Annotated in this window: 25 protein-coding genes; 8 read left to right on the forward strand and 17 right to left on the reverse strand. The window is 54.2% G+C overall.

Features of this window, described 5'->3' with window-relative positions; translation table 11 throughout:
• The first annotated feature begins 77 nt into the window (after positions 1-77).
• Both NST26_RS04850 and NST26_RS04855 read left to right on the forward strand, forming a co-directional pair.
• Entirely contained in the window at positions 78-2,300 is a 2,223-nt protein-coding gene (locus NST26_RS04850; protein ID WP_340978708.1) for a DUF1430 domain-containing protein, read from the forward strand.
• A 4-nt stretch (positions 2,301-2,304) separates the two neighbouring features.
• Entirely contained in the window at positions 2,305-2,946 is a 642-nt protein-coding gene (locus NST26_RS04855; RefSeq protein ID WP_340955676.1) for an ABC transporter ATP-binding protein, read from the forward strand.
• An 88-nt stretch (positions 2,947-3,034) separates the two neighbouring features.
• On the opposite strand, the gene NST26_RS04860 is transcribed toward NST26_RS04855, so the two are convergent.
• Positions 3,035-3,985: a DMT family transporter gene (locus NST26_RS04860; RefSeq protein ID WP_340978709.1), complete on the reverse strand. Its 951-nt coding sequence runs from the start codon at positions 3,983-3,985 to the stop codon at positions 3,035-3,037.
• Positions 3,986-4,246: 261 nt separating this feature from the next.
• Between NST26_RS04860 and NST26_RS04865 the strand changes: the two genes are divergently transcribed.
• Positions 4,247-5,671 (forward strand): aminotransferase-like domain-containing protein, encoded by a 1,425-nt coding sequence (locus tag NST26_RS04865; protein ID WP_340978710.1) that lies wholly within the window; start codon positions 4,247-4,249, stop codon positions 5,669-5,671.
• 65 nt (positions 5,672-5,736) lie between these two features.
• A complete protein-coding gene (locus NST26_RS04870) occupies positions 5,737-6,435 on the forward strand; it encodes a hypothetical protein (protein ID WP_340978711.1) in 699 nt (232 codons plus the stop codon).
• A gap of 360 nt (positions 6,436-6,795) precedes the next feature.
• Here the strand turns inward: NST26_RS04870 and cysC are convergent, their stop codons facing one another.
• The 9 genes from cysC to NST26_RS04915 all read right to left on the reverse strand — a co-directional run bounded on the left by cysC (position 6,796) and on the right by NST26_RS04915 (position 15,668).
• A complete protein-coding gene (cysC, locus tag NST26_RS04875; RefSeq protein WP_340978712.1) occupies positions 6,796-7,356 on the reverse strand; it encodes an adenylyl-sulfate kinase in 561 nt (186 codons plus the stop codon).
• Positions 7,356-8,225: an STM4011 family radical SAM protein gene (locus NST26_RS04880; protein WP_340978713.1), complete on the reverse strand. Its 870-nt coding sequence runs from the start codon at positions 8,223-8,225 to the stop codon at positions 7,356-7,358. The genes cysC and NST26_RS04880 overlap by 1 nt, the downstream gene beginning before the upstream one ends.
• Positions 8,222-9,580 (reverse strand): STM4012 family radical SAM protein, encoded by a 1,359-nt coding sequence (locus NST26_RS04885; protein ID WP_340980800.1) that lies wholly within the window; start codon positions 9,578-9,580, stop codon positions 8,222-8,224. The genes NST26_RS04880 and NST26_RS04885 overlap by 4 nt, the downstream gene beginning before the upstream one ends.
• A gap of 72 nt (positions 9,581-9,652) precedes the next feature.
• The gene (locus NST26_RS04890) at positions 9,653-10,438 is read right to left on the reverse strand and encodes an STM4013/SEN3800 family hydrolase (protein ID WP_340978714.1); all 786 of its coding nucleotides are present in this window, start codon (positions 10,436-10,438) and stop codon (positions 9,653-9,655) included.
• 15 nt (positions 10,439-10,453) lie between these two features.
• Positions 10,454-11,878 (reverse strand): STM4014 family protein, encoded by a 1,425-nt coding sequence (locus NST26_RS04895; protein ID WP_340978715.1) that lies wholly within the window; start codon positions 11,876-11,878, stop codon positions 10,454-10,456.
• Positions 11,878-12,723 (reverse strand): STM4015 family protein, encoded by an 846-nt coding sequence (locus tag NST26_RS04900; protein ID WP_340978716.1) that lies wholly within the window; start codon positions 12,721-12,723, stop codon positions 11,878-11,880. The genes NST26_RS04895 and NST26_RS04900 overlap by 1 nt, the downstream gene beginning before the upstream one ends.
• Positions 12,724-13,298: 575 nt before the next feature.
• On the reverse strand, positions 13,299-14,708 hold the full coding sequence (locus tag NST26_RS04905) for a nucleoside recognition domain-containing protein (protein WP_340978717.1): 1,410 nt from the start codon (positions 14,706-14,708) through the stop codon (positions 13,299-13,301).
• On the reverse strand, positions 14,686-15,417 hold the full coding sequence (locus NST26_RS04910; protein ID WP_340978718.1) for a FeoB small GTPase domain-containing protein: 732 nt from the start codon (positions 15,415-15,417) through the stop codon (positions 14,686-14,688). The genes NST26_RS04905 and NST26_RS04910 overlap by 23 nt, the downstream gene beginning before the upstream one ends.
• A complete protein-coding gene (locus tag NST26_RS04915; RefSeq protein ID WP_036723378.1) occupies positions 15,414-15,668 on the reverse strand; it encodes a FeoA family protein in 255 nt (84 codons plus the stop codon). The genes NST26_RS04910 and NST26_RS04915 overlap by 4 nt, the downstream gene beginning before the upstream one ends.
• A 246-nt stretch (positions 15,669-15,914) precedes the next feature.
• On the opposite strand from NST26_RS04915, the gene NST26_RS04920 reads away from it, so the two are divergent.
• Positions 15,915-16,817: an AraC family transcriptional regulator gene (locus tag NST26_RS04920; protein ID WP_339254022.1), complete on the forward strand. Its 903-nt coding sequence runs from the start codon at positions 15,915-15,917 to the stop codon at positions 16,815-16,817.
• Between the two features lie 3 nt (positions 16,818-16,820).
• Here the strand turns inward: NST26_RS04920 and NST26_RS04925 are convergent, their stop codons facing one another.
• The 6 genes from NST26_RS04925 to NST26_RS04950 all read right to left on the reverse strand — a co-directional run bounded on the left by NST26_RS04925 (position 16,821) and on the right by NST26_RS04950 (position 23,495).
• Complete coding sequence (locus NST26_RS04925) at positions 16,821-17,903, reverse strand: GerAB/ArcD/ProY family transporter (protein WP_340978719.1); 1,083 nt, start codon at positions 17,901-17,903, stop codon at positions 16,821-16,823.
• A gap of 10 nt (positions 17,904-17,913) precedes the next feature.
• Positions 17,914-18,147: a hypothetical protein gene (locus NST26_RS04930; protein WP_155991300.1), complete on the reverse strand. Its 234-nt coding sequence runs from the start codon at positions 18,145-18,147 to the stop codon at positions 17,914-17,916.
• 12 nt (positions 18,148-18,159) lie between these two features.
• The gene (locus NST26_RS04935; RefSeq protein WP_340978720.1) at positions 18,160-19,395 is read right to left on the reverse strand and encodes a Ger(x)C family spore germination protein; all 1,236 of its coding nucleotides are present in this window, start codon (positions 19,393-19,395) and stop codon (positions 18,160-18,162) included.
• Positions 19,392-20,495, reverse strand: coding sequence for a GerAB/ArcD/ProY family transporter (locus NST26_RS04940; RefSeq protein ID WP_340978721.1), 1,104 nt, complete (start codon positions 20,493-20,495; stop codon positions 19,392-19,394). Before NST26_RS04940 ends, NST26_RS04935 begins: the two co-directional genes overlap by 4 nt.
• Positions 20,492-22,114 (reverse strand): spore germination protein, encoded by a 1,623-nt coding sequence (locus NST26_RS04945; protein ID WP_051477841.1) that lies wholly within the window; start codon positions 22,112-22,114, stop codon positions 20,492-20,494. The genes NST26_RS04940 and NST26_RS04945 overlap by 4 nt, the downstream gene beginning before the upstream one ends.
• Before the next feature lie 214 nt (positions 22,115-22,328).
• Entirely contained in the window at positions 22,329-23,495 is a 1,167-nt protein-coding gene (locus NST26_RS04950; protein ID WP_036723241.1) for a phosphodiester glycosidase family protein, read from the reverse strand.
• A gap of 196 nt (positions 23,496-23,691) precedes the next feature.
• Here NST26_RS04950 and NST26_RS04955 point away from each other — a divergent pair, with 196 nt between their 5' ends.
• Both NST26_RS04955 and NST26_RS04960 read left to right on the forward strand, forming a co-directional pair.
• Positions 23,692-24,270, forward strand: a complete 579-nt coding sequence (locus tag NST26_RS04955; RefSeq protein WP_036723243.1) for a histidine phosphatase family protein — start codon at positions 23,692-23,694, stop codon at positions 24,268-24,270.
• 202 nt (positions 24,271-24,472) lie between these two features.
• Positions 24,473-25,324, forward strand: a complete 852-nt coding sequence (locus NST26_RS04960; protein WP_051477842.1) for a GGDEF domain-containing protein — start codon at positions 24,473-24,475, stop codon at positions 25,322-25,324.
• A gap of 87 nt (positions 25,325-25,411) precedes the next feature.
• Here NST26_RS04960 and NST26_RS04965 read toward each other — a convergent pair whose 3' ends face one another.
• Positions 25,412-26,146 carry a glycerophosphodiester phosphodiesterase gene (locus NST26_RS04965; protein ID WP_036723244.1) on the reverse strand — a complete coding sequence of 245 codons (735 nt, stop codon included), beginning with the start codon at positions 26,144-26,146 and terminating at the stop codon, positions 25,412-25,414.
• Between the two features lie 236 nt (positions 26,147-26,382).
• Between NST26_RS04965 and NST26_RS04970 the strand changes: the two genes are divergently transcribed.
• Positions 26,383-26,874, forward strand: coding sequence for an NAD(+) diphosphatase (locus NST26_RS04970; RefSeq protein WP_340978723.1), 492 nt, complete (start codon positions 26,383-26,385; stop codon positions 26,872-26,874).
• Positions 26,875-26,896: the final 22 nt, after the last annotated feature.

A 26,896-nucleotide genomic window follows, 5' to 3' on the forward strand; every position in this document is an offset into this window, starting at 1 on the left:
GTCATCATTAAAATGATGTGATATTCCACTTTTGAAGTGGAGTATCACACTTTTTTCTTATAAGGAGATTGTTGAACTTGAAAAAAATATCCTTACTATTTCTAGTAGCGGCATTTTTGTTTTCTTATTATACTGCATATCTTCGAACGGATTATGAAGAATTTGAGAAGGTTAAGAATATAGAACAAACCGTGGGCAAGGAATTTGTAATTCCGAATTTACCCGGACTTGCAAGCCCTGAGGAGGTTTACCCGATATTAGCTTCAGCAGCAGAAGCTTCCAAAGTGAATATTTTACGGGCCGGTATTAATTATAAAGAGAACGATGAAGTAGAGATTTTTAAATATATATTGCTGACAGCCAGCACAGATCTTTTTAATCATTTTAAGCTTACCCAGGGAAGATATCTAACACAAGCAGACACCAAACAAACTAATTTCTATTTATCCACAGTTCATTTAGAAGGTAGTCATCAGATTGGTGAAATTAGAGATTTCGGAGATAACAACAGAATCAGCATAAAGCCGTTAAAATCATCTTATGAGATTTTTCCTGTTCAAGGAACATACTATGCAGAAGCAGCTGACGACAAAGCTTTTAATGATTTTATAAACCTATTTGTGGATAAGGCGAATAAGTATTATAACAAAAATGATAGTATTTTTACTGCTGAGGATTTTGTAAAAGATTCAAATGGTGATGAAATGCACATGGTTACCTTTCCCTGGATCACCATTTTAACCTATTTAAGCTATGCCATTTATGGATGTGCAGTAGTTTTACTTATCTATTACTTATTCAATGAGTCCAGAAGAATAGGAATATTGAAAATGCATGGCGTATCAAATATTCGTGTATGGTTTGTGCTGGTAGGAAAACTTATAACCTCTGTGTTTATATTTTCTGTAACCGTTTCATTTCTTCTTGCCCTTTTAGTAAAAAATACATCTTACATATTTATATACACAGTGATTTCAAACCAGCTTAAAGTTTTTCTTCTGCTGATCATCCTTTCCCTAGTTTCACATTTGTATATTATGAGGATTAAGATCATTAGTATTATCAAACATTACAAATACACCAATCCTATCTTTGTGTTAAATATGCTTATCAAGATTGGTTGTTCCATCCTTTTGGTCTTAGTAGGACTTTCAACATGGTCGGAATATACATCTATTAATGATAAGCAGCATGAGTTGAAAAATTGGGAGCATAGTAAGGACTACGGAGTACTTTATCCGGTAAACAATGGCTACGACGGAGATAGAATATTTGGAAGGGATTCCTTATTTGAATTAACTTCGCATGATGAGCTTTATTTCTTGCTGAATAAGATGGGGGCTATATTAATAGAAACCCAAAGTTATGAGGAGGATCAGCTTCTTTTAGACAGGAATTGGAAAGGAATACGTTCTATAAAGGCAAACAATAACTACCTGCAAGAGTTTCCGGTTTTTGATATCAATAATGAGGCTGTGCAAATCTCTGAGGATATTAGCGACTGGGTGTTGTTGGTGCCTGAAAAATATCGGGACAAGGAAGAAGAGATTGTAAGTTTCTTTCTACAAATGAGAAAAAATAATATGGGAAATGATCAGGAGTTTTACAAAAAGGTGATTCCTGATCGGATCCAAAATCAAAAAATTTACATCAAGTGGATTAGTAATAATCAAAGGATATTTAGTTTTAATCCGAAAGTATTTCCTTCTGAGAACAATGTGATAGTTGATCCCATTATTGAGGTTGTAACCGAGTCCAACAGTGTGCTCACAGACAGAGATTCCATATTAGGGCGGGGACCGGGAGATCCGTTAAAAATAAAGCTGATGAACAGAGATCCGCTGTTAACGTATAAAACGCTGGAGCCAAAGTTTAAAGAATTGAAAGTGGATGATAATTTAAAACACTTGGTTACGATTGATCAATATATTTTAGAGGAAATTTATCAAAAGCAAAATGCGATGAAGGAAAGCCTCCTTACTATGTTGGGACTAGCGTCAGGCTTCATATTGCTTACAACTCAGAATATTATCATCTATTTTAACAAAAACCAGCATAAGCTTATCGTTCGAAGATTATTTGGTACAGGTTTTTTCAGAACTTATAAGGAATACGCAATTTTATTTTCACTCGTATGGTTAGTTCAAATAGTGATCTGTGGTGTTATGAACAGAGAAATTGAACCTAGATTAATTATAGTAGCAGCCATTTTACTATTGATCGATTTTGCAGCTTCTTCTATAGCTATTTCGCTCATAGAAAAGAAAAACAAAGTGAAGATTTTAAAGGGGGGGGGATAAATATATGAACACCATATGTGAACTTGTTGATATATGTAAAACGTATAACAATCATACAGTCATAGATAATATAAATATGACCGTCTCAAAGGGAGAGATGGTTGCTATTACGGGGAGAAGCGGTTCGGGTAAAACGACCCTATTGAATATCCTCGGATTACTTGAAAAGCCTGATAGCGGTAGGGTTAAATTGTTTGACGAGAAAGATCAGAGAATCGGTCCCCTCCGTAGAAACAGGCTTCTCCGGACAAAGATTTCGTATCTGTTTCAAAATTATGCATTAATTGATAATGAAACCGTTGAGTATAATTTGGAAATACCACTTATGTATTCTAAAGTAGGCAAGAAGGAAAAGCGGAAAATGAAAATGGCTGTCCTTAAGCGGATGGGTCTAGAGATTGCACTTAAACAAAAGATACATGAACTTTCGGGTGGAGAGCAGCAAAGGGTTGCTATCGCAAGAATTCTATTAAAACCTTCCGAGATAATATTAGCTGATGAACCTACAGGTTCGTTGGATGCGGAGAATAGAAATGAAATCATGAGGATTCTAAAGGAGCTCAATGACGAAGGGAAAACGATTATAATCGTTACTCATGATCAATATGTTACTGAAAAATGCAGTAGAGTTATAAAGCTTGAGTGATGAGGTGAAGCCCGTGAAAATAACAGAACAGCCTGCATCCCTTTAAGTCAGGGTGCAGGCTGTTTGTGTTCGGGGAGAAGCGCAGCAGTTACTCCTGAACCAGGGGTTCAACGCTTGCTTTTGGCAGAACGGGTATTACCGGTTTAGGCTTGGAGAACAGCTGCTTCAGTGCGCCGGCATTCACAAGGATGGTTCCCAATATAATCGTGAACACGCCAAGCAGCGTTACCCAGGTCACGGTCTCGTTATAGAACAGGAAGCCTACCCCGACGGCAATCGGCGGAGAGATATACAGCCAGGTGGATGGAAAAACCGGATTCGTCTTGGAGACAAGCCAGTAGAACAGGGTATGTCCGACCATGGAGCCGACAACGGTCAGGTAGAGCAGGGAACCTGCGGTCTTGAATGACAACAGGAAGGACGGGTGCAGCGGCTCTGTGAACAGGGAGATGATGAACAGCAGCGCCCCGCCGTACATCATCTGGGCTGCGTTCAGAGCCACGGGGGACTCGGCGGAGAAGGTGGTGATTACTTTTTTGGAATAGATCGCCCCCGCGGCGTAGCAGAGTTCCCCAATCAGCACCACCACACAGCCGATCAGCCAGAGCGGAGTAACGTCAGCCGCCAGGCTGGGCAGCACCAGCAGCAGGACTCCGGTGAACCCGATGATACAGCCGATGAGCGAATAGGCAGGCGCTTTTTGCCGCAGAACAGCCGTCTGCATCAGCAGAATCATCATCGGTCCGGTGGCTGACAATACGGCAGCAAGCCCGGAAGATACATATTGTTCCGCCCAGTAGAGCGCGGCGAAGGTGCCGAAGGTCAGGGCTGCTCCTGTGAGCAGCATTTCCTTGCGCAGCAGCAGGGAGAAGCGGGCTTTGCCCCGCAGAACCATGAACAGGAACAGCACCGCACCCGCCACGAAAAAACGCAGACCCGCAGAGAAGAATGGCGGCGCTCCGGCATCTACGCCGATTTTGATGGCCAGGAAGGTAGTGCCGAAGATCAGACAGACAAGTGAATAAGCTAACAGAATCATGGTTCAGTTCCCCTTTGCGGTGGTAATATGCCACCCTCTTACAAGATTTCAGTTAATCATAGCCTCATAGCCACAGAACAGATTGGAGATAGTAGAACAGTTGCGGGAGGGAATGCTGTACAATAGGGCAAAGAGAAGTTAGCTGCTGGGTGTGCGCGGATGTGTAGAAGTCAGCAAGCGTCAGAGGGAGCTGTGTCGAGTGAAGATTGAGCGATGGAGCGGGGGCGACCCCGGTATATGTTGCAGAAAGGCGGCAGGTTGATGAAAAAAATAGCGGGTGCCGAGCAGAATAATCCCTTATTCCGCCAAGTCTATGAGTTCATGCTGAACCGGATGGAGCGCGGGGAGTGGAAGGCCGGTGATAAGCTGCCGTCGATCCGGCTGCTGGCGGAGGAGCTGGGAGTTCACCGGCTGACAGTGTTCAAGGCCTACCGTGCGCTGACCGAGAGCGGCAAGCTGTATGTCAAAGACAAATCCGGTTATTATGTGGCCCTGGGCAGCAGGCTGGACCCTACGGTGGACGAAGGGGCGGCAGTACCGGGGTATATGGTCAGGAGCCCGATGTCGGACATTCAGCGGATGCCGGTCACGTACCAGTTCTCTCAGGCCTTGATTGATCCGGGGCTGCTGCCGAACCTGTTCCTGTCCGATTATGTCAAAAAAGTATTCGATCTCTACCCGAAGGTCATGGGCACCTACTCCTCCGTGGAAGGGGATGAAGAGCTGCGTGTTACGCTGAGCAGCCATTTTGAGGAGCGGTATAAGCTCCAGTTGTCGGCCCGTGAGCTGCTGATTACTTCAGGGGCACAACAGGCCATCAATCTGATTGCCGGGATCATGCTCGGTCCGATGGATGCGGTGCTGGTGGAGCGGCCTACGTATAGTGTGGCGCTGGATATTTTTCGGCGGGCAGGGGCGCGGCTGGTAGCTGTGGATATCTCGCCGCAGGGCTATGATCTGGCGGCGGTGGAGGAGCTGATGCGTAAGAATAAGCCGCGGATGTTCTACATCAATCCAACCCATCATAACCCGACGGGGTATACGATTCCGGCGAAGCAGCGCAAGCTGCTGGTGGAGCTTGCAGAGCGCTACCGCTGTCTGCTCGTGGAGGATGATCCGTTCCGTGACATGTACTTCCTAGAGGAGCCGCCCCCGCCGTTCTTCGCTTATGATACAGAGGGATGGGTCATGTATATCAGCAGCTTCAGCAAGTATGTGGCCCCCGGCCTACGGATCTGTGCGGTGGCCTGCCGTTATCCGTTCATGGAGCGGCTGATCGCCGCCAAGTCCTTGGCGGATAACGGGACGCCCCTGCTGAATCAGAAGATTTTCCTGCATTATTACACCTCGCCGCGCTTACAGCAGCATCTCGGCAAGCTGCGGATTGCCCTTCAGGTGCACAAGGAGATTATGGAGGAGGAGCTTGCGGCCACCGGCTGGGAATGGACCACCCCGCAGGGCGGGCTTAATCTGTGGGTCAAGCTACCGGACAGTATTCCGGTAGCTAAGCTGCTGGCCCGTTGCCTGGAGCAATCCATCTCCTTCGTTCCCGGTGAGCTCTGCGATCCGCTGGGGGAGATGAAGTCCTGGCTGCGTCTCAGCTACTCGTTCGCCAGTGAAGCCTTGCTGCGCGAGGGAATGCAGCGGCTCACCGCCATTGCGCGGGAGATTGAGGCGGGGGAATAGATGGCGGGCGTGTGTAACCTTTCTCTGGAAATTTCCGTCTGAGGGTTATGAGGAGCGTGATATTGATGGTAACGAGAAGGAAAATACGGAGCGCCTGTCTGATGACTCTCTGTACGCTGATTGTCTTCATGACACTGCTGACTGTACGCCCGCAGGTAACCTATGCCTGTTCTTGCGTAGTGTCTCCTTCACCGCTGGAAGCAATGGAGAAGAGTGCAGCTGTTTTTGAGGGAACAGTAGTTTCGATAAAAGAGGAAGTTAAGCCGATGCAGTCCAGTATGGACCCGGTGTCAGTAACCTTTCAAGTAGGTTCCCGCTGGAAGGGTGAAGTGGGGGAGAAGGTTACTGTCACTACGGCATTGTCGGGGGCGAGCTGCGGCTTCGAGTTCACCAAGGGCGAGCGCTACATCGTATATGCAGGCGGAGAGGAAGGAGAAGGTAAGGGAGGGACAACTAAACTTACAGTCAGCTTGTGCAGCCGGACCGCATTATTCTCTGGTGCCCAAGAGGATCTGAATGAGCTTGGCGCAGGGATGTCAGGGGGATCGCCCACGGAGCCGCCCGGGATCGCTGATGATCCAGGGGCGGTCTCTGGTAACAACCCAACCTCAGCAAACCCTCCAGTTTCTGAAAATAATCCAACGGCCGTGCCTGAAACAAACTCTGCAGCTTGGCTGATTTACGCTGGAGCAGGTGCCGGAATCGTAGTCCTTGGAGCCGCCGCAGTGATTCTCCTGCGCCGCCAATCTAACTCGCGCAAATAATCTGGAGTGGATTTATAAGACGGAACTACCTACACTATTGTATTGGGTTTTTCACATACAATTTGTCCCAATGTGCCCCTGAATGCAGCGGATGCTGGCTAAACGAGCGAATGAGGTGCATTAGTGCCCCTGAATGCAGCGGATGCTGGCTAAACGAGCGAATGAGGTGCATTAGTGCCCCTGAATGCAGCAGATGCGCGCTAAATGAGTGAATGAGGTGCACAAGTGCCCCTGAATTCACCCGGATGCGGACTAAATGAGCGAATGAGGTGCACTAGTGCACTTGAATTCCCCGGATACACGCTAAATAAACAAAGGAGGGGCATTAATGCCCCTCCTTATTCCGCATGCTCTATTCCATCACAGCCGATAAAGCCGATGCTGTGTGAGCCAGCTGATCAGCTCTTCCATGCACTGTTCCGGTGTACGCTCCGCTGTGTACAGCGTCAGCTCCGGGTCAGCCGGAGCTTCATAAGGATCGGAGATCCCGGTGAAGGCCGGAAGCTCACCGGAGCGGGCCTTGGCGTACAGCCCTTTGACATCCCTTGCTTCACAGACGGGAAGCGGGCAGTCCACATAGACCTCGACGAAGCCCGGCAATTCCTGCCGGGCATAGCTGCGCATCTCAGCATAAGGACTGATTACCGAGACCACGGTAATCACGCCATGCCGGTTCAGCATCCCGGCGAGGTAGACGGCCCGGCGGATGTTCTCGAACCGGTCCTCGCGGCTGAAGCCGAGTCCACGGCCCAAGCTGCGCCGCAGTTCATCGCCGTCCAGCCATTCCACCGCCTGCCCCTGCTCCCGGAGCCGGTCTGTCAGCAGCGCGGCAAGCGTAGACTTGCCCGCTCCCGACAGACCGGTAAGCCAAATTGTTAACCCGGCAGAGGTCTTGTGTGCTTGTAGCTTACCAGTAGTCATTACTCTGTCCTCCCTGCGCCGTAAGGAATCCGCTCCAGCAGGCTGGAGCCGTAGATCTGCTCCAGGCCAAGCTCCGGCATATGAATATAGCCGATATAGCAGTCACAGACCTTCATGCGGCAGCTACGCTGGGCCGCCAGCCCTTCCAGTCCGTCACGGTAGAGGTTGCCGATGACCGCGCGGTCCTTATAGCAGCGCTTCACCAGGCCGGGTCCTTGCACGTAGAATACGCTGCTGCCGGCATTACAGCTGGCGCCGAGGCTGTCGTAGTCCATGGCATTAATCTGGAAATGCGGGTCTATCCCGCTCAGGAAGCTTATATCCTCCGCCGTATAATAATCCCGCTTGTCCTTGTAGGCGTTAACCCACAGATACACGTCCTCCGGCAAGGCCGCACGCAGCGAGGAGATAGCCGGGAAGGCGCTATGCACCCCCACACTGCCTACGCTAAAAGGAATCCCCCGGCGGTATACGCTCATACACTGCGCCAGGAACCGCTCCTCACTGACCTGACCCGGATGATAGGTTGCCCAGAAGGCGGCCTTGGCCGGGTTCAGTTCAGCGGTGAAATCAAGCCGGGCAGACAGATTGGTCTGGATGGCGACCTTGTCCACATGCTCCATATGGGACAGCGTGATCAGCGCATCCCGGTACCAGCGGTGCGTCAAGCCCTCGCCATACGGATTGAAAAAAATAGACAGGCGGTGGCCTGCAGCCCCCTGCTCCGCCACCCAGCGGACGAAGGTCTCAAGACCTGCGCGGTCTTTGGCGAGGGTGGCGGCGCTGTCTTTGGTTTTGCCGAAGGGGCAGTATGGGCAGTCATAATTACAGGAGGAGAGGGAACCCCTGTAGTAGAGGACTGCCTTCATGGCAGGACGAACTCCTTCATCTGCTCGCGGATCTCACCGGAGATGAACCAGTCACCGATGGAATCGGAGTAGCCCAGCCCATCAGGAGTCAGCCGCAGAATGCCCTCATCATCCGTGGCGAACCCGCTCTGTACCAAGAGGCCAAGCTCGGGGTGATCCTCCCATAGGGTAGTCCCGAACCGCTGGTTATAGTCCGCAATTGTCAGTCCTTCGCTGTGCAGGATTGCTTTTAGAATGAACCGCCGTTTCTGCTCGTCCAGGCTCAGCACGATGCCATAATCGGCTGTATCATAACGCTCGGCTGCAACATAATCCGCGATAATGCTCTCCGTGGCCTTGCGGCTGACGCCGTAGCGGGAGGCATAATGAACATTCCGGGTATAGGAACGCGCGCCGCAGCCGAGGCCGACCATCCCTTCCTCCTGGCAGCTGTAGTCGAGAATATTCTTGCCGGTCCCGGCATCCTCCTTGGCGAACCGGCGCATCGAGTATTGGCGGTAGCCACGCTCTGCCAGCACTGCACGTGCCGCTTCATAGCATTCGTGACGGATATCCAGCTGGTTCACCAGGTCGCCCGGCTTCACAATCGTATGTTCACGGGTGTAGAGCGGATAGAGGAAGATTTCCTCCGGTTCATGCAATAGCGCCTGGTTCAGCGAATAGAGCCAGGAGTCCACCGTCTGCCCCGGGAGTCCGTAGATCAGATCCAGATTGAGAATGGGAAAATCAAACTGCCCCAGCAGCTCCAGCGCACGGTAGACCACCTCGGGGTCCTGCGGGCGGTAGATCGCAGCCGACTCGGCGGCTACGAAGCTCTGGATGCCCATACTGACGCGGTCCACGGTATGATCCTTCAGAATCGTTAGCTTCTCCTCCGTCAGCGTTTCGGGTGAGGTCTCCACGGAGATAGAGGTGGTTCTAAGATCAACTCCCATGATATCCGTTGCAATCCTGAACAGCCGGTTCAGCTGTGCGGGAGCGAGAAGGCTGGGCGTCCCGCCGCCGATGGCGAAGCGCGCGTAAGGCTTATGTCCCGTGAAGACCGCCCACTCCCTCGCCTGCCGCTCCAGTGCGTCCACGTATTCGGCGTGTACATTCGCTCTTTTATCAGGCAGCGTGAACAGATTGCAGAAGCCGCAGCGCGCGCCGCAGAACGGAATATGCATATATAAGAACAAACTCTCCGCAGGCTCGTCCCGCCACAGCTGCTCTAAAGGAAGGGGGGACGCGAACTCGCGGTAAGCGGTTTTGTGCGGATAGGAATAGAGATAATTGCGGTAAGGATGGGCCGTGATCTGCTCCGTCCATTGCTGAAGCTCCCCAGCGGAGAAGGGAGGGTGTCCGTCTTGGTTCATGTGATGCAGAGATTGCCGGATGGACGTCATACGTTCTCCTTCCTTGTGCGGGATCGAATTTCAGTTCCATGCTTATAAAATAAATTCCCGGTACGGAACATTCCATACCGTGTCATGCGCCAGCCGGTGGCCCTGATAGCCGTCTTCGCCATAAGCTGTGCCGTGATCGGAAAAAGCCAGACAGAACACCGGATTACCCCGCTTCCGGAACGCATCGAACAGACGCCCAAGCTCTCCGTCGGCATAACGCAGCGCAGCCCGCTGGCTGTCCACCGAATCCTTGCGGGCACCCGGCAGGAACATATGGTTCGGGCCATGGATCGCCGAGACATTCATGAACAGGAACAGCCGCTGGTCCAGCGGGGTGTTGCCGAGCAGCTTGAGCGCGTGATTCACCTGATGCTCCGTTGAGCGCGGGTTCGTGACCCCGAAGGTCATCCGCCAATAGCTCTGCTGGAAATAACCGGGGAGGACGCGGGCGAGGGGCACTTTTTTACTGAAAAAGATTACGCCTCCTATACACACCGTCTGATAACCTGCCGCTGCCAGCCCCGACACCATATCCGGTGTATCGAACAGCCAGGTATGGGGATGGGTCTTCAGCCCGGTGTTCCTGGAGTGGAACAGCCGCACATGCTCAGCCTTATTCGTGTTAGCCGGAGTGGGCAGGAAGCCGCCGAAGAAGGCATGATGGGCCGCATAGGTGAAGCTGCCGGGGGTATGCCGCTGCTCCCAGGAGCCGCTGCCGCACAGGTTGGGGCAATTCGCCTCCTCCAGCACAGCCGCATCGTAGCGCAAAGTATCGAGCGTAATCATTAAGATATCGTGGGTGCCGACAATGGCGTTCATATCGGTCATGGGGCCGGATTCCTCCTAAGACAGCTGCTTCATTTCCCATTCGTAGGTGCTGCAGCCTTGGTATTCAACATCGTACAACAAGTCTCCAAAAGGATTCACATCCGCCGTATACATCCGCCCGGAGCTTCCCGCCAGCACATCGATGCCCGCAACCGAGCAATTTGGAAAAGCGGCCAGCGAAGCCTCCGCTGTCCGGCGTACTTCCGCCTGCTGCACCTCGCTCAGCCCGGCCTCCGCCGGAGTCATCCGCTGGCTGCGCAGATGCAGATTCGTAATCGGGGTGGTGCTGACCCTGGCGACTGCATGGCAGGCTTCACCAGCGACAACCAGCTGACGGACGTCGAAGGAATGCCCGTCCCTGCCGGGCTTCGGAATCCACTGCTCGGCATAGGCGGCGTGGCGGTAGAGCCAGTTAATGATGCCGGCAAGGTGGGCAGAATCGGTATAACGCTGCAGCTTGCCGGAATTATAATACACCGGGGGCCGGGTGATATAGCTCTCGACCCCGATGGTGGTAACTGCTGACTCGGCTCCCGTGGCCGGATTCAGCTGATAAGCGATCACGCCGGAGGCGGCGGAGCCGCTGGCCAGCTTGATGAACACGCGGTGCATCCGCTGCGACAGCATCAGCTCGCGCAGGGAGGCGTAGTCCACGGGGGCTTGTCCGCCGCTGCCGCGAAGCGGCCGGGGAACAGACACGCCGGACTCGGCGAGAATCTGCTGGGTCCGGCGCTTGTCCGTCATGGCTGCGATCTCCGCCGGATCGTTGGTCCAGCGGGAGGCGGGCAGGAGCTGCCCGGCCTCACGCCGGAGCCGCGCCAGCAGGCGGCAGTAGCCGCGGAACCACTGGGACGGGTGATGCAGCACGCCAGGCAGGTCCTTCAGGGCTGAGGCCGCTTTGAAGCTGAGCGGCCTCAGGTCCGGCTGCTGCCCGAACGGGTGCAGCGAGTCGTCCGGGTCCGGCGCATCCGGTGCGCCCAGCGCGATAAGCGCCCGCTCCAGCGCGAAGCTGCCGCCGGGGGACTCCAGCCGCAGCAGTGGCGGGCACGCTGCAGATTCCGGCGCAGCGTGCCTGCTGAAGCTGCCGCCAGCGGACTCTTGCGTGGGATGCCCGCTGGAGCTGCCGCCAGCGGACTCTTGTGTGGGTTGTGTGGGATGCCCGCTGGAGCTGCCGCTAGCGGACTCCCGCTCGGAGGGCCCGCTGCTGTAGTCGCGCAAGGATTCCCACTGTTCAAGCAGCGGTTGCCCCGGGCCTCCGTCCCGAATCTGCCGCTGCACAGCCAGCGTAAGCAGATCAGCCAGCGGCTGGCCCTCCAGCAGCCCGGCGTAGGGAATCAGCAGCGCCGGTGGCATCCCGAGACGCGAGCGCGCCTGCTGGATACCGGCTGAGCGCCGGTCGCCGGGCTGGCAGAAGACAATCAGCGGTGCAGCGGGCTGCATTATTCTGTGATCGACGGATAGCGCCAGTCATCATCGTCATCGGCCTGCTGCTGGTCGCTGACATCCACCGGCAATCCGCTGTTCTTCAGGCGCAGCATCATCTCGTCAGACATGTAGTGATGGCTCAGGTTGAGCAGCTTCAGTCCCTTCACCCGCTCGCTGGCGAGCAGCGCCTCTGCGCCAGTATCGCTAAGCGTTCCCAGTGACATGTCCAGGGTATGGAGCTGGTCCAGAATCGGCGCATCCGCCAGGGCTGCGGCAATTTCGTCCTGGATCTCACTGTTTTTGAGTCCAAGATAAGTTAGATTAGGGTATTTCCCGGGCTCGATCAGCGGCAGAAGGTCCTCCAGCCCGCCGTCGAAGCCGTAATTGTCCACCCCAAGGTATAATTCCAGCTTGCGCAGATTCGGCAGGCGAGAAGCGGCAATGTCCGCCAGCACGGCCTTACTGAGTCCGCCGGTAATAATAATGAGTTCTTCGAGCTTGTCATGCTGCAGTTGGCTCAGACGCAGATCGGTACCGCCTTGTGCAGTCAGGGATTGCAGCTCAGGATAAGCGGGCAGCAGCGGCGAGAGATCGGTCTGGTTAATCCACGAGATTTCACATTCCTCATAGCTCATGTCCCCGATGAACAGCTTGCGCAGCGCCGGGAAGCTGGCGCTGTGCTTCACCAGGGCCTGGACGGCTTCCTCCGAGGTGTTCTCGTAAGCTTGTCCCCAGTCGCCAATCGTAAGGCTGGTCAGCCCGGCGGCTTCAGGACTTTCGCTTAAGCGTTCAATCTCCGTCTCCATCCGTTTGCCTTCCTCAAATCCATCGTAATCAATACTGAGCTTCACTGCTGTCATGAACAATCCCTCCCGGAAAATAATAGCTTCCAAATCACCCTAACATGTAGGGAGAGGGAGAGTCAAATAGCAGAGGAGCAGGTGTCCCTATTTGCCCGTTAACTCCTGTAACCACGGGGGTGTGCGGACCAAATATAGTCGAAAAACCGATCACATTGGGCATGGCAGAGGCATGTGAGCGGAATGTAATCGAAAAACCGATCACATTGGGCATGGCAGAGGCACGTGGGCGGAATGTAATCGAAAAACCGATCACATTGGGCGTAGCGGAGGCGCGTGGGCGGAATGTAATCGAAAAACCGATCACATTGGGCGTGGCGGAGGCGAATGAGCGGAATATAATCGAAAAACCGATCACAATCGGGGGCTGCAGAGAATGTGGCAGGCGTGCCAGGGCTTACCGCGAAGAATGCGCCCCAGGCCCGCGCTCACACCCCAGCCGATATGAACCGCCGCGCGCACAAAAGCGCAAAAGAGCACTATCCGCCCGGACGGGAGAATAGTGCTCTGATTGAAGGAGCCGGTACTTGACGTAAGCTTCTGCCCTACCGCCGCCCGCAGCAGCTCTCCTGCGCTCAAACCCAGCCGAACAGCCGGGCTGCCGAAGCCACCGCGAAGGTTACGCCGATAGCGATAGCGAGCGGGATTACAGCGGAGAGCACGGCCCACTTCAGGCTTTTGGTCTCCTTGTAGATGTTCACGAGTGTGGTGCCGCAAGGATAGTGGAGCAGGGAGAAGAGCATCATATTCAGCGCCGTCAGCCAGGTCCAGCCGTGGCTCAGGAAGATGTCCTTAATGCTGCCGAGACCTTCGATATCGACCATGGCCCCCGAGGACATGTAGCCCATCAGCAGGATAGGCAGCACAATTTCATTGGCGGGCAGGCCGAGGATGAAGGCCATAATAATGAAGCCGTCCATGCCGAGCAGCTGCGCGAACGGATCGAACCAGGCCGCCATATGATTCAGCACACTCTCACCGCCGACAAACACATTGCCGAGAATCCAGGTGATGATCCCTGCCGGAGCGGCCACGATGATGGCGCGGGTCAGCACATTGAGCGACTTTTCCTTGGAGGAGCGGACAATGGTCTTCCAGATCTGCGGGCGGCGGTAAGGCGGCAGCTCCAATGTATAGTGGGTAGGCACACCGCGCAGCGCGGTTTTGGACATGATCCACGATACGCTCAGGGTGACGATAATTCCTACCAGTACGATGCCCATTAACACCAGCGCAGTCGCGAAGGTGCGCAGTGCCCCGGTGGTTGCCGCCCCGACCATGAACATGGAGGAGAGCAGAATAAGCGTAGGCCAGCGGCCGTTGCAAGGGACGAAGTTGTTGGTCAGAATGGCCAGCATCCGTTCACGGGGCGATTCAATAATGCGGGTGGACAGAATAGCGGCAGCATTGCAGCCGAAGCCCATCGACATCGTCAAGGCCTGCTTGCCATGCCCCCCGGATTTCTTGAACAAGCGGTCCATATTAAAAGCCACCCGGGGCAGATAGCCGAAATTCTCCAGCAGCGCGAACACCGGGAAGAAAATCATCATAGGCGGCAGCATAACGCTGATGACCCATGAGGTTCCGCGGTACAGTCCCAGCACAAGGACGCCGTGCAGCCAGACCGGGGCATGAACAGCCTCGAAGCCGGCGGTCAGATAGCCTTCGATCCAGCTGAAGAGGGAGGCAATCCAGCCGGAAGGATAGTTGGCTCCGGCAATGGTAATCCAGAATACCAGACCAAGACCGGCGAGCATAATAGGGAAGCCCCAGATCTTCGAGGTGACGATATTATCCAGCTTGTAGGTGCTGCCCAGCTTCTTCTTGTCGTGATAAGTAACGGCGTCGCTGCAGATTCCGGCCGATACGCCGTAGATTCCGCTGACGATCTCGTCGCGGACCGCCCCTTTGTCTGCCAGCTTCTTCGCAGTAGCGAGCAGGGAATCAAGCGGGTCTTGGCCGTTAATGGCATGCGGTGACTCCATGGCGGGCCACCTCCTTCGCTACAGATATACCCTTGCGTCCCATATGGGCTTTGAGGGAAGCCAGCAGACTGTGGTCACCGTCCAGCAGGCGCAGGGCAATCCAGCGTGCCGGATATCTGGCACCGACTGTCTGCTCTACCATCGGGATCAGCTCGGCAATGCCTTGCTCAATCTCCTCGTTGTAGGTGATCTTCAGCGGCTCTGCCTTGAATTCACCGGTCGCTACGCGTGCGATCTGATCCAGCAGCGCTTCAATACCGATCCCGTTGCGGGCCGAAATGGCCGTGACAGGCACCCCGAGCCGCTCCGCAATCCGCTTCAGATTAATATCAATGCCCAGCCGCTTGGCTTCATCGATCAGATTGATGCAGACTACGGCGCGTCCCGTTATCTCCAGCACCTGCAGGGCCAGATTGAGGTTGCGCTCAAGCGACGTTGCATCCAGAACCACCAGCGTGACATCCGGCTCCTCGAAAATAATATAGTCTCGGGCCGCCTCTTCATCGGCGGAATTGGAGTAGAGCGAATAGGTGCCGGGAAGGTCAACGGCCCGGTAAGTATGCTCCTTGTGGGTGAACCGCCCTTCGGCGGTGACTACAGTTTTACCGGCCCAGTTGCCGGTATGCTGGCGCATCCCGGTCAGCAGGTTGAACAGCGTGCTCTTGCCTGTATTGGGGTTGCCGGCAAAAGCTACGGTATACTCACTCATCCTTCTCCGCCTCCAATCAGTTCGCCATAAATGAGGGAACTCTCTTCCCGCCGCAGGGCAATGGTCGTATTGCTGATCCGGTAAGCCGTAGGGTCTCCAAGCGGGCTGCGCCGCAGCACTTCTACGCGGTTCCCGGCGACAAATCCGAGATCAAGCAGTCTTCTCCGCAGCACACCCTGGACCTCGATGCCGCTGATCCGCAGCGTGCTGCCGTTCGTAGCTTCAGACAATGGAATTACGGCTCCGGCCATAAGCTCTCCCACTTTCGTATGAATAATGAATGAATAGTTATAGTTATCCTTAAGTATGAAATATGCACTTGTATAGTATATTGTGCACGGCACAGAATATTGCATCCTGCCACAAGATTAGTATACGTAAATAAATTTGTCCTTGCAACAATAATGTTTCCCTAGGGAAAGATAAATACAGCAAGATTTATCAAAAGTATTTCCGGTGTCTGCTATATACTTTGAGTTGTGGAGGGGGTGAGAGTCATGCACTATCAGTTGATTCACAAGAGCATCGAATTTATTGAGCAGCATTTGGAAGAGGATTTGGATTTGGAGAAGGTGGCTAAGGCAGCGGGGTTATCCAAATATCATTTTCACCGGATTTTTCGTAAATATGTGAATAAAAATGTCCATGAATATATCCGGGCCCGCCGTCTCAGCCAAGCAGCCAATCTCCTGCTGTACTCCGAGACACGTATTCTTGAGATTGCGCTGCAGTGCGGCTTTGAGAGCCAGGAGGCTTTTACAAGAGCTTTCAAGGAAATTTATGATTTGCCGCCTGCTCAGTACAGATCGCAGGTGAGACTATTGATTCAAGAAAGAGAGGTATTTACAATGTCAGAGATTACAGGCTGGTATATTACAGGTACCCACCAGGAGAAATATAAGGTCGAGATTGATCCCCGCGTCTGCTATAAGACAAGTCCCTCGATGCATCTTCACTCCAAAGAAGAGGCTGCGCAGGACGACAATGGTTTTGGAACCTTGATGCAGCAGTTTCAGGCAAGAGAGTATCGGGGGAGACGGATGCGCTTCTCCGGGTTCGTTAGAACGGAGGATGTCACCGGCTGGAGCGGTCTGTGGATGAGGGTGGATGATCATCAGCAGAATATGCTGGCATTTGACAACATGCAGAACCGGAGCATACAAGGAACAACGGAATGGAACCACTATGCTTGCGTCATGGATATTCCGTCCGAAGCCGATGTGATCAATATCGGAATTCTGCTGAGCGGAAGCGGACAGGTATGGCTGGGGGAATGTGAATTCGAGGAAGTAGGCAAGGATGTTCCCGTAACGGATGGCTCTACAGGTGCGGAGAACCTTCCGTCCGGGCCGCAGAATCTGAAGTTCGACCAGCAGCCGGAGCACTCTGCTTCAAGCTGAACGCTATAACCGGCCCCGCACCCAGATCGACAGAGCCAGCAGCAGCGGAATGGCGACCTGGAAGAGCGGGTCAAGCTTCAGGCTCGGCCCCAGGCCGACGGCGATATGCTGGGTGTAATCCCGTTCCAGGAATGAGGAGCCGTAGATAACTGCCCCCACAGGGAAGACCCACCATTTGGCCGGTTTGCCGGTCAGCTCTGCAAGAGCTTTTACGGAACAGAAGTAGAAGAGCATCATCTTGATCAGCAGCCCCAGGAAGAGCTGGATCGTGACCAGAATATCAAGCCGCTCGACAAATTTGAGATTGGACAGCACCCGGACGGTTTTGAGAAAAGGCAGCTGGCTCACTCCCGCTATCGCCGGGCCGAGGACGGCCACATTCAGCGCGTTCATGAAGATCAGGAATGCGCTGATGAGCAGATAGGCGTTCACTGTGTATTTTACAGGCACACCGGGCTTCTCCCATAGCGTCCACAGCATCAGAAAAACAATCATCTGCCCGAAGGGAAATGAGACGATCTCCGGCAGTGCCGCTTGCAGGACCGGCATCAGCCCGCCCTCCATAACCGGCGCCAGACGGCCCCAATCAATCGCCCCCATGATGCTCAGCATCACAACAAGCAGGAAATAGAAGAACAGCATGACCGGCAGCAGCACCTCAGGCAGCCTGAAGACAACCTCCGCCCCCTTCCAGATCGCATATAGGGCCAGCAGCACGAACACCAGCATCGTAATGGCCATTGGGGTTCTCGGCAGCATGGTCATCGCCGTCAGCTCGCCGAGGTCGCGGACATTGCGCATGGACTGATAGGCGAAATACAGGCTGTAGACCGCGCCGATGAACGCCCCTGGAGCTGTGCCAAAATGAGCTTTAAGCATTCCGATCAGGTCCGTGCCCGGAGACCGGTGCTGAATCCACATCAGCACAAGGAGAAGGGCGAAGCCCGCCGCTGAACCTGCACACATCGCCAGCCAGGAATCCTGCTTAGCGGTGCCCCCAAGCAGGAACAGCGGCGTGCTGCCGATTTCAAACAGCATAATCATGAACGCAATCTGCAGGGAAGAGACCTGTTCTTTGTTCACCATGATTGCATCTTTAGCCTCCTAACCAATAGATAATGGCTCTGCCGACAGGCTGGAAGAACGCCGTATACAGGCTGCCCAGCGATACATGAGGGGTATTGGTAATTCCGCATAGATTAAGATACGCCCCGTACCCCATAATGCAGCCAAGTAAGAGCCGTCGCCGGCGGCGCTCTTCTCCGCGTAGCTTCGTCCACCCCCAACCATAGGCAAGCGCATAGAGTATAAGAGTAATAGCTATTTTCATAGATATGCCCCTTTACTTCTGCTGGACAGACTTGAACGATTTATTGCTGAGTCCGGTCCGTTCCATCTCGATGGAGACCTGCGGGCGGAGCTCGATCTCCTGAAAGACGCTATCCCAGCTCTTCGCCTTCTCAATCTGCTTCCAGCGCTTCGGATCGCTCCGGTGTACTCTCACAGCAAATCCGGTGACGTCTGCCCCCAGCCGTTTGACCTCCGCCCAGGCGTTATTCATTAGCTCCAGCACCCGCTGCTCCAGCGAGGCCTCCATTTCACTGATCGCCTTGCGGTCGTTCAGATCCATGACACTGCCAAGCTCCGTCAGCACACCGCTGCCCTTGACGTTAACCTCCATCACATAATGATCCTTGTCCCAGACAGGGTGGACGGTGGTGGCCGAATTCTGCAGGATGAATGAAGCATCCAGCTTGTCGCTTGTTGCCGGCCGGGAGGGGAAGGCGATGGTGGCAGAATCAATGTTATCGGTCAGAAAAGAAAGCCCGAACGCCTGCTTCTGGCTGAGCCAGCCCGCGAACGTGTCCCCCTTAATGACGCCCAGCCTTCCCAGTGCCAACCGCGAGGGCAGATCGGTAACCGCTGTCTCACTGGTCTCATCCATCGTCAGGGGGCCGGTCAGCAGAATCTCCGGCAATACCGCGCATTTGGACTCGGAGGACAGCGCCATTGCCAGCTCATACAGGCGGATTCCCGGATAGTAGGACAAGAGCCGTGATTCTTGTTCAATCATAAGCTGGATGCCGGCCCCTTGATTCTTAGTCATTTGCATCAGCTGATCCAGAATGACACCGGCCTCCCCCTCAGATATGAATACATACACTGTTTCTCTGGCATCCTGCTTGCGCAGGAAGATATCAATTAGCTGATTGATTCCGTGCCTGGCCAGGCTCTCGCCGATTACGGCAATCCGGGAGTGGGAGAAGAACATCTCCCGCGTACTGGTCAGATTGGTTCGTTCAATGGCCTCCATAATCGTCCGGCCCTTGACGGTGAACGTGAGGAAGGGCGGCGAGCTGGTGCTGCCTCCTCCGCTGCTGCCCATCCCGCTGGCGCCTGAGGAGGGGTTAATGACCTGATAGGTCGCCTTCCATTGATTATCCTCCCAGTCGTAGGCGGAGCCGGAGGTAATGCCCAGCTCGTTAAGCTCCCGGTCATCCCAGCAGCCGGAGAGCAGGAGGGTGAGAAGCGGGAAGGTGAGCAGGAGGCGCAACAGATTGCCCGGTTTGTTCATCATGTCTCCAGCCCCTTCCGCTTAGATCGGGCCTTGTGTACCCTGCTCAGCAAGACGGCGCCCAGCGGCACCAGCACGTTGAACAGGAAGAAGACCACGAACCGCCCTTCCTCGTTATAGACATTCAGCTTGGCAGAGCTTTGCCAGGAGAATAGGCACTCCAGGGCAATGATCAGACCCAGAGCGCCAATGAAGGGCCTGCTGCTGCTGACCCGGAAGGTCTGCTTGAAGCACTCCACCGTGACGAACAGGAAGATCGCAAATTTAAGGTAGATCGACAGCACCCAATAAGAGATGAAGAGAATGTCCAGCTTCTCTATGAACCGGCCGATCCGGAGGATACTGACGGTAGCGAAGCCAGGGTAGCTGCTGAGCTTAATGAATTCCGGGCCGAAGACCATCAGGGCTGTGATCAGGGAGAACATCATCAGTGCAGCAACGAACAGTAGGCCTGTCCAGCCGATAATCTTGGCCCGCTGCGGATATTGCAGGTAAGGGGCCAGGAACAGCAGCACCGCCACCTCAGACATCCATGCTGTCGGTGTCAGGCTCGCCAGGGTGATTTCAGCCAGATTATGATCGAACATGGGCAGCAGATGATGCACATTCAGATCATTGTAGAGCCCGAACAGGTACAGCGGTACGAAGAACAGATAGAGCAGAATCACCAGACTGTTCACTCTGGCGATCGCTTCAATGCCCTGCCTAACCATATAGATAGTGATGAAGAGAATGAGTATGACCAGCACCGTGATGGGGGTGTTGATCAGAACGTTTTCTTTCAGGAAATTGACGAATTCCCGCAGGATGGTTGCAGTGGTGTCCAGGTAGAACTGGAGCATCAGCAGACCGAGGATCACGGACACTACCGGAGAGCTTTTCTCCCCGACCCAGTCCAGAAAAGGAGCGCCGTTGCTGCTCTGAATCACCGCCCCGACGATCCACGCAATAAGCAGCCCCGCCACAGTAGACATGATGATCGCCAGCGGAGCGTCTTGTTCTGCATAGGTGCTGATAATGATAGGCAGTACGACAGTGGCCGTCGGCAGGATGGTATTGACGACAAGCATGGCGGCTTGGGTGGTGCCGATTTTTCCATTCATGCTGGACCCTCTCCCTGTGGCTTAGGCTGTGGCGGTGATGGATTAGCTGCGTTGTCAACGGGCTGCGGCTTCTGGTGCGGTGATTGTCTGCGGGTCTCCTTGCCCAGATTGGTCTTGGGACGCATATTCATGCCCCATAGCGGAACGCGGATGAAGATATCCTTCAGATAACGCGGAATCATCGGCGCCACCGGAGACAGATAAGGCACACCAAAGGAGCGCAGGCCCGCCATGTGAATCAGCAGCACCATCAGGAAGGACATAATGCCGAACAGGCCGAGCGAGGCAGCGATGAACATCATCACGAAGCGGATCAGCCGGATGGAGTTGGCGATGGCCAGTGACGGAATCACGAAGTTCGAGATGGCGGTAAAAGAAACCACAATGACCATCGCCGCCGAGACCAGCCCGGCCTGAACAGCAGCCTGCCCCAGCACCAGCGCACCGACGATAGAGATAGCCGGTCCGATGGTCCGCGGCATACGTACCCCCGCTTCACGCAGGACGTCGAAGGTCAGCTCCATCAGCAGTGCCTCTGCGAAGGCGGGGAGCGGAACGCCTTCCCGCTGGGCAGCCAGACTGATCAGCAGCGTGGTCGGCAGCATCTCCTGGTGAAAGGTAGTAACGGCAATATAGAGTGCAGGCAGCAGCATAGAGACGAAGAACGCACCGTAGCGGATCAGCCGCAGAAAGGAGGAAATATCATACCGCTGGTAGTAATCCTCGCTGGATTGAAAAAAGTTGAAGAAGGTGGACGGGGCCAGCAGGGCAAAGGGGGTGCCGTCAATGACAATCCCCACCTGGCCTTCCAGAATGCCCCCGGCCATGGCGTCGGGACGTTCGGTATTCTGAATGGTGGGAAAAGGCGTCAGTCCGCCGTCCTGTATGAATTCTTCAATATAATTGCTCTCCAGAATGGCGTCGGTATTGATGGCGTTCAGCCGGCGGCGGATTTCGGTCAGCACCTGTTCACTGGCGAGGCCCTTCAGATAGACGAGGGCAATTCCGGTTCCGGTACGCTGTCCGATGGTATATTCCTCAATCCGCAGATCAGCAGTTTTCAGGCGGCGGCGCAGCATGGCGGTCCCGGTGCGCAGGCTCTCGGTGAAGCCTTCCTTGGGCCCGCGGATAACCCCCTGGGAGGTCGGCTCATTAATGCTTCTTTTCTCCCAGCCGGAGGTGTCGGCGGCCAGTGCGACCTGAAGCCCCTCGAACAGAATCAGGGTATAGCCGTCAAAAAGCAGGGGCAGCAGCACCTCCAGGGTCCGGGCCTCCTTCACTCCCCCAACCGGCAGAATGTGCTCCTTGATTAGGTTGAAGGCAGCTTCTGTGGTAATGCTATCTCCGTTCAGCGTGCTGTTCTCCATCAAAGACTGGAGCACCGCCTGGTTGACCGTATCTGCGTTGACCAGACCGTCAATATAAATGAAGGCAAGGGTAAGTGGAGGCTTGGCTTCACTCTTATAATGGCGGATAACAATATCCGAGCTGCTGCCGATCCGGCGGCTGAACTCCTGTAAATTATCCTCAAGGGAGAGCTTCAGCGGAAGCGGTGCAGGCACGGAGGTTTCTACAGGATCTTTGGTAGTCTGGCGGCTCTTCTTCGGCTCTTGAGGCATCTCGGGGGCTCCCTTCTGCTGAAATCTGGATGTGTTGGTGTATTATCCCCCATAGGCGTATTCCTTATTCTGCCTGATTACAGACTGAACTGAGCCCGCTTGAGGAGCCGCTGGAATCAAAAAAAGAAACTGCCCATAGGAATGGCCGCTTCGCAGCATTCCATAAAGGCAGTTTCATCAACACACTTAAGATTTACATTCTAAGCTTGGTGCATTATTTAGTCTGGACAACCAGCGCGTTGCTGATCAGGCGTCCCGGAGTCGTTAGATACTTGCCATTGTAGTACAGGCCGCTGGAGGCGCCGCCATCCAGGTTCATCGCCTGGTAGGCTCCGGCCTGCTTCATAATTTCCGCCAGCTGGGGAATAGTTGCCCCTCCGGAGGTGAGCAGAATCAGCTTATGATCGCGGGTGATGCCCAATGCGCTGCGGGCGCCACCGCCAGTCAGGATTTTGGGGTCCCGGAAGCCTTCGGCCGCCACATTCAGCGCGACTTTCCCGTTGACCAACAGCCGTGGTCCCGCCTGGAGTGCGCCGAGAACGGAACCGGAATCGAAGCGTGCCTTGAATTCACTGCCCGGAATCAGCTCAGCCAGCATATTACTGTCGTAAGCGAAGACAGCCCGTTTATCTCCGGAGCTGTTCTTCAGCATCTTCCCGCCGCTGATGATGTAGCCGTAAGGAACCTTGAAGGCGCCGTCAGTATAGGCGGCGAAGAATGTGCCGTTGATCGCGGCGGCGGCATTGCTGCGCTTGGCGATGCTGGCAAGAGCTTCTGTCTTGCCGACGGTATTCCCGGCCAGAACGGCATCCAGCTTCACCGAAGGATGCAGCAGGGAGACCGTGACCGTCTGGACGCTGAAGGAGCGGCCGCCGACCTTGTAGGTATGATGTCCGCTGACTACAGCGGGCGATCCGCTTTTGATCAGGCTGCCGTTCTGTACAGGCAGGGTGGCTGTCTCAGCGGTGCCTGTTTCAGCCCCGCTTGTCAGCGTAAGTGAACCGGCCTCCTTGTTCCACTGGAGCTGTATGCCAAGTGTCTGGCTTACAAGAGATAAGGGAACGTAGGTAGTCCCGTTCTCACTGAAGGGCCGTACACTTGCGGTAACGGGCTTGCCGTTGACGGAAGCCCCGGGCTTGCCTGGAGTGAAGCTAATGGAATTCTCGCCGCGTGATATCTCAATCTGGCCGCCGGAAGCGGTAAGCACAGACTGGATACCGGCGAAGCCGTTCAGGAAGCGGGCCGGGATGAAGGAGTGATTCTCCTTGTCCACATATACGGCAAGCTTGGCCTGCGGCGCCGCAGCGGCACCGGATTGCAGTGCTGGAAGAAGGACAGCCAGCAGACAGAAGGCGGTAAAGAGGGTGAGCAGTTTTTTCATGATACACAAAATCTCCTTTGCTTATAGCAGGTTGATCTGCAGGTTAGGATGATTCTGGAACAGGCCCCAGAATGCAGCACTTGAGCTACCATCATATAATCGTCTTCCGTTACCGTCAATGGAGCATGCATCCAGCAGCGGGTTAGTTTATAATGGGAACACATTAGAATATCTGCATATAAGGGTGGTAGCGATCATGACAAGAATAGGCTTAATCCGGCACGGCAGCACTCGCTGGAATCAGGAGGGCCGGGTCCAGGGCCACACGGATAATCCTCTGGACGAGGAAGGCTTCCGGCAGGCCGGCGTGCTTGCGGAGCGGCTTAGCGGCGAAGCGTGGGATTATATCTATTCAAGCGACCTGCTGCGGGCCAGACAGACGGCGGAGACTATCGCCGGGAGGCTGGGCATCCCGCTGGCCGGTCTCCTTCCGGACATCCGGGAGATGAACGGCGGATTGATTGAAGGAACCACAGAGAGCGAGCGGATCGAGCGCTTCGGCAGCCAGTGGAAGACGATGGATCTGAAGCTGGAGAGCCAGGAACTGGCCCGCGAACGGGGAGTCCGGGCGATTGAAGAGCTTGCTGCCCGCCATCCCGGCAGCAATGTGCTGGTAGTCAGCCACGGGGCTATTCTGCGGAGTACGCTGGCCGGACTTGTGCCTTCCCTGGATGTGAGCGTGCTGCTGAAGAACACCTCTATCACCTGCCTGGTCAATGAGAATGACAGCTGGAGCTGTGAATTGTACAACAGCGCGGAGCATATGGACCGATAGGACGGGATATTTCCGAGCATTTCATTACAATAAAGCGCCGGTCCTGCCGATAATATGCTTAGTGCTGATCCGGTGGGGGTATTAATGTCCAGCATCCCCTGCCGGAGTTGTTCAGAATATGTTCAGTCGGATCCTGTACAGTAGCGCTTGAAAGCGATAAAACCATAAATTCATTGATAGGCTGAAGGAGGGCGTAAGACTAGTGGAAGAGGCCCGCAATTATATGCTGACGATTCTATCCATACTTATAGGGGTCCTGACCGTATATAGCACGCTCAGATTGACAAAGGATTTCTCCAGACAAACGCAAAGAACCCGGGCGGTCCGCTCGAGTCTTGTGGTGCTGGTAATCAGTGCCGGACTTGGCGGCATGCATCTGCTGGGCAGAAGAGCCATAACCGGCTTCACTACAGAAGGCAGAAGCCTGCTGATCTCTTTGTTCCTGTACATGCTGACACTTGCCGGTATTCTGTATCTGTTCCTGCGGATCCGCATGATCCTTGGAGAGCGTGACCAGCTCAAGGAGTTGGCATACCGGGATACGCTTACCGGCCTGCTGAACAAGAACGGAATGGATCATTTCTGGGATCACTGCAAATTGAGCGAGCAGCTGTCGGTATTATATCTGGACCTGAACCGGTTCAAATCGATTAACGATACCCTCGGCCATCATACAGGGGATCTTTTACTGGAGGCCGTAGGAACCAGCCTGCAGCAATTTACCTGCAAAGGCAAGCGGCATATTTTCCGGGTGGGCGGAGATGAATTCGTCATTATCGCCAAACGCTGCAGCCGTAAGGAGTCAGAGCAGCTTGCCCTTAAGGTTCTGGAGCGCATCACCCGGACCTATAAGCTGGAGAGCCATGAATTATTCGTGTCCGCCAGTGTAGGCGTGACGATTAGCCAGGGCCGGATTGACCCGAAGCAGCTGCTTCAGGAGGCGGATTCGGCTATGTACAGTGCCAAGCAGCTGGGAAGCGGGCGTTATGCCGTATACAAGCAGGAGAGCCGTATTCCTTCCGTGAAGCTGGTCAGCAGCTCAAGGGCACAATAAATATTTCGTCTAAAGCCCCACTTGGTGGGGCTTTTTTGACAATAGCGGCTGCGCCATCCTATGGACAGCGCAGCCGTGTTACATATGTCAGACGCTTCTGGCAGCCAGCAGCCCGGCCAGAACATCCGGATGATCGGTAATGATTCCCGCCACCTCAGCATCGATTAGAGCCTGCATCCGCTCGGGATCATTAACCGTCCACGGATGATAGACAATGCCTTTCTCCGCAGCAGCATTCACGAACTCCGGCAGAACCGAGGAATGATGGGCGTGCAGCGCATCTGCCTGCAATGTAGCTGCGTAATTCCAAGGACGGTACAGCCCCTCGCCGTAGAGAATACCCGTACGGATCTCCGGTGCCAGTGACTTGCAGTAGGCCAGGGAATAATGATTGAAGCTGGAGATTACCACCCGCTCACTCATACCCTGCTCCCGGACAGCGGCGATGACCTTCTCTTCCATGCCGGGATAGAGGAAGGTCCCGTTCTTCAGCTCTATATTCAGAATCGTCTCCCGGCCCTGCAGCAGATCCAGCAGCTCGTCCAGTGTCGGAATCCGTTCTCCTGCGAACTCAGGGCTGAACCAGGAGCCTGCGTCCACCTCCAGCACCTCACGAAGCGTCTTATCCTTCACATAACCGCTGCCTGAAGTGGTGCGGTTAAGACTCTCATCATGGATCACTACTACTGCTCCGTCACTGGTCATTTGTACGTCGGTCTCAATGCCGGTTGCACCAAGCTCCAGACCCTTGCGGAAGGCCGCCATTGTGTTCTCCGGGGCGGCTGCGGATGCGCCGCGATGCGCGAAATTAATGATGTTCATGTCGAGTAGTTCCCTCCATCTCTAAGATGTAATGCAGCCCGTAGTGTCCGGGCCCCTTATAGTATATTCCACATCACGTCAAGAAACCCTGTCCCCTGTTCTATAAAGGACGGGTTTCTTGAATTTTACCGTGGTACGTTCGGAAGCAATCGCTTAGAATAGACAACAACTATACTACCTACAGAAAGAAGCGATAAAGCTTGAAGTTTTGTCTGGAATGCGGAAGCCGCTTGGTAATGAAGGAATGCAATGGAGAAGGTGAGGTACCCTACTGTGATTCATGCGCCGTCTTCAGATTCCCTGTGTTCAGCACAGCGATGAGTACAGCCGTACTGAACCGGGGACTCGATAGAATCCTGCTTATCCAGCAGTATAAGCGCAAGGATTACATTCTGCTCGCCGGGTACGTGAATAAGGGAGAGAACGCCGAAGCGGCCCTGACCCGTGAAGTGAAGGAAGAAGCGGGGCTTGAGGTGATTGCTTATGAATATATGCGCAGCCAGTATTTCGCCCCGTCTAATACATTAATGCTCAATTACATTAGTGTGGCTGACACGGAGGACCTGAGTGCCATGAGCGACGAGCTGGACCACGCAGCCTGGTTCACACTGGATGAAGCTGCGGACGCCATATTACCAGGCAGCCTCGCGGAGAGCTTCCTGCTTACAATTATTGATAAGCTGAGACAGGGGAGGGCTCTGGAGGATTTTACAGCGGTTGTCCGGTAATTGTGAATTCTGAAGGCTAAGG

Source organism: Paenibacillus sp. FSL R7-0128 (assembly GCF_038002245.1).
GTDB lineage: Bacteria > Bacillota > Bacilli > Paenibacillales > Paenibacillaceae > Paenibacillus_AQ > Paenibacillus_AQ silagei.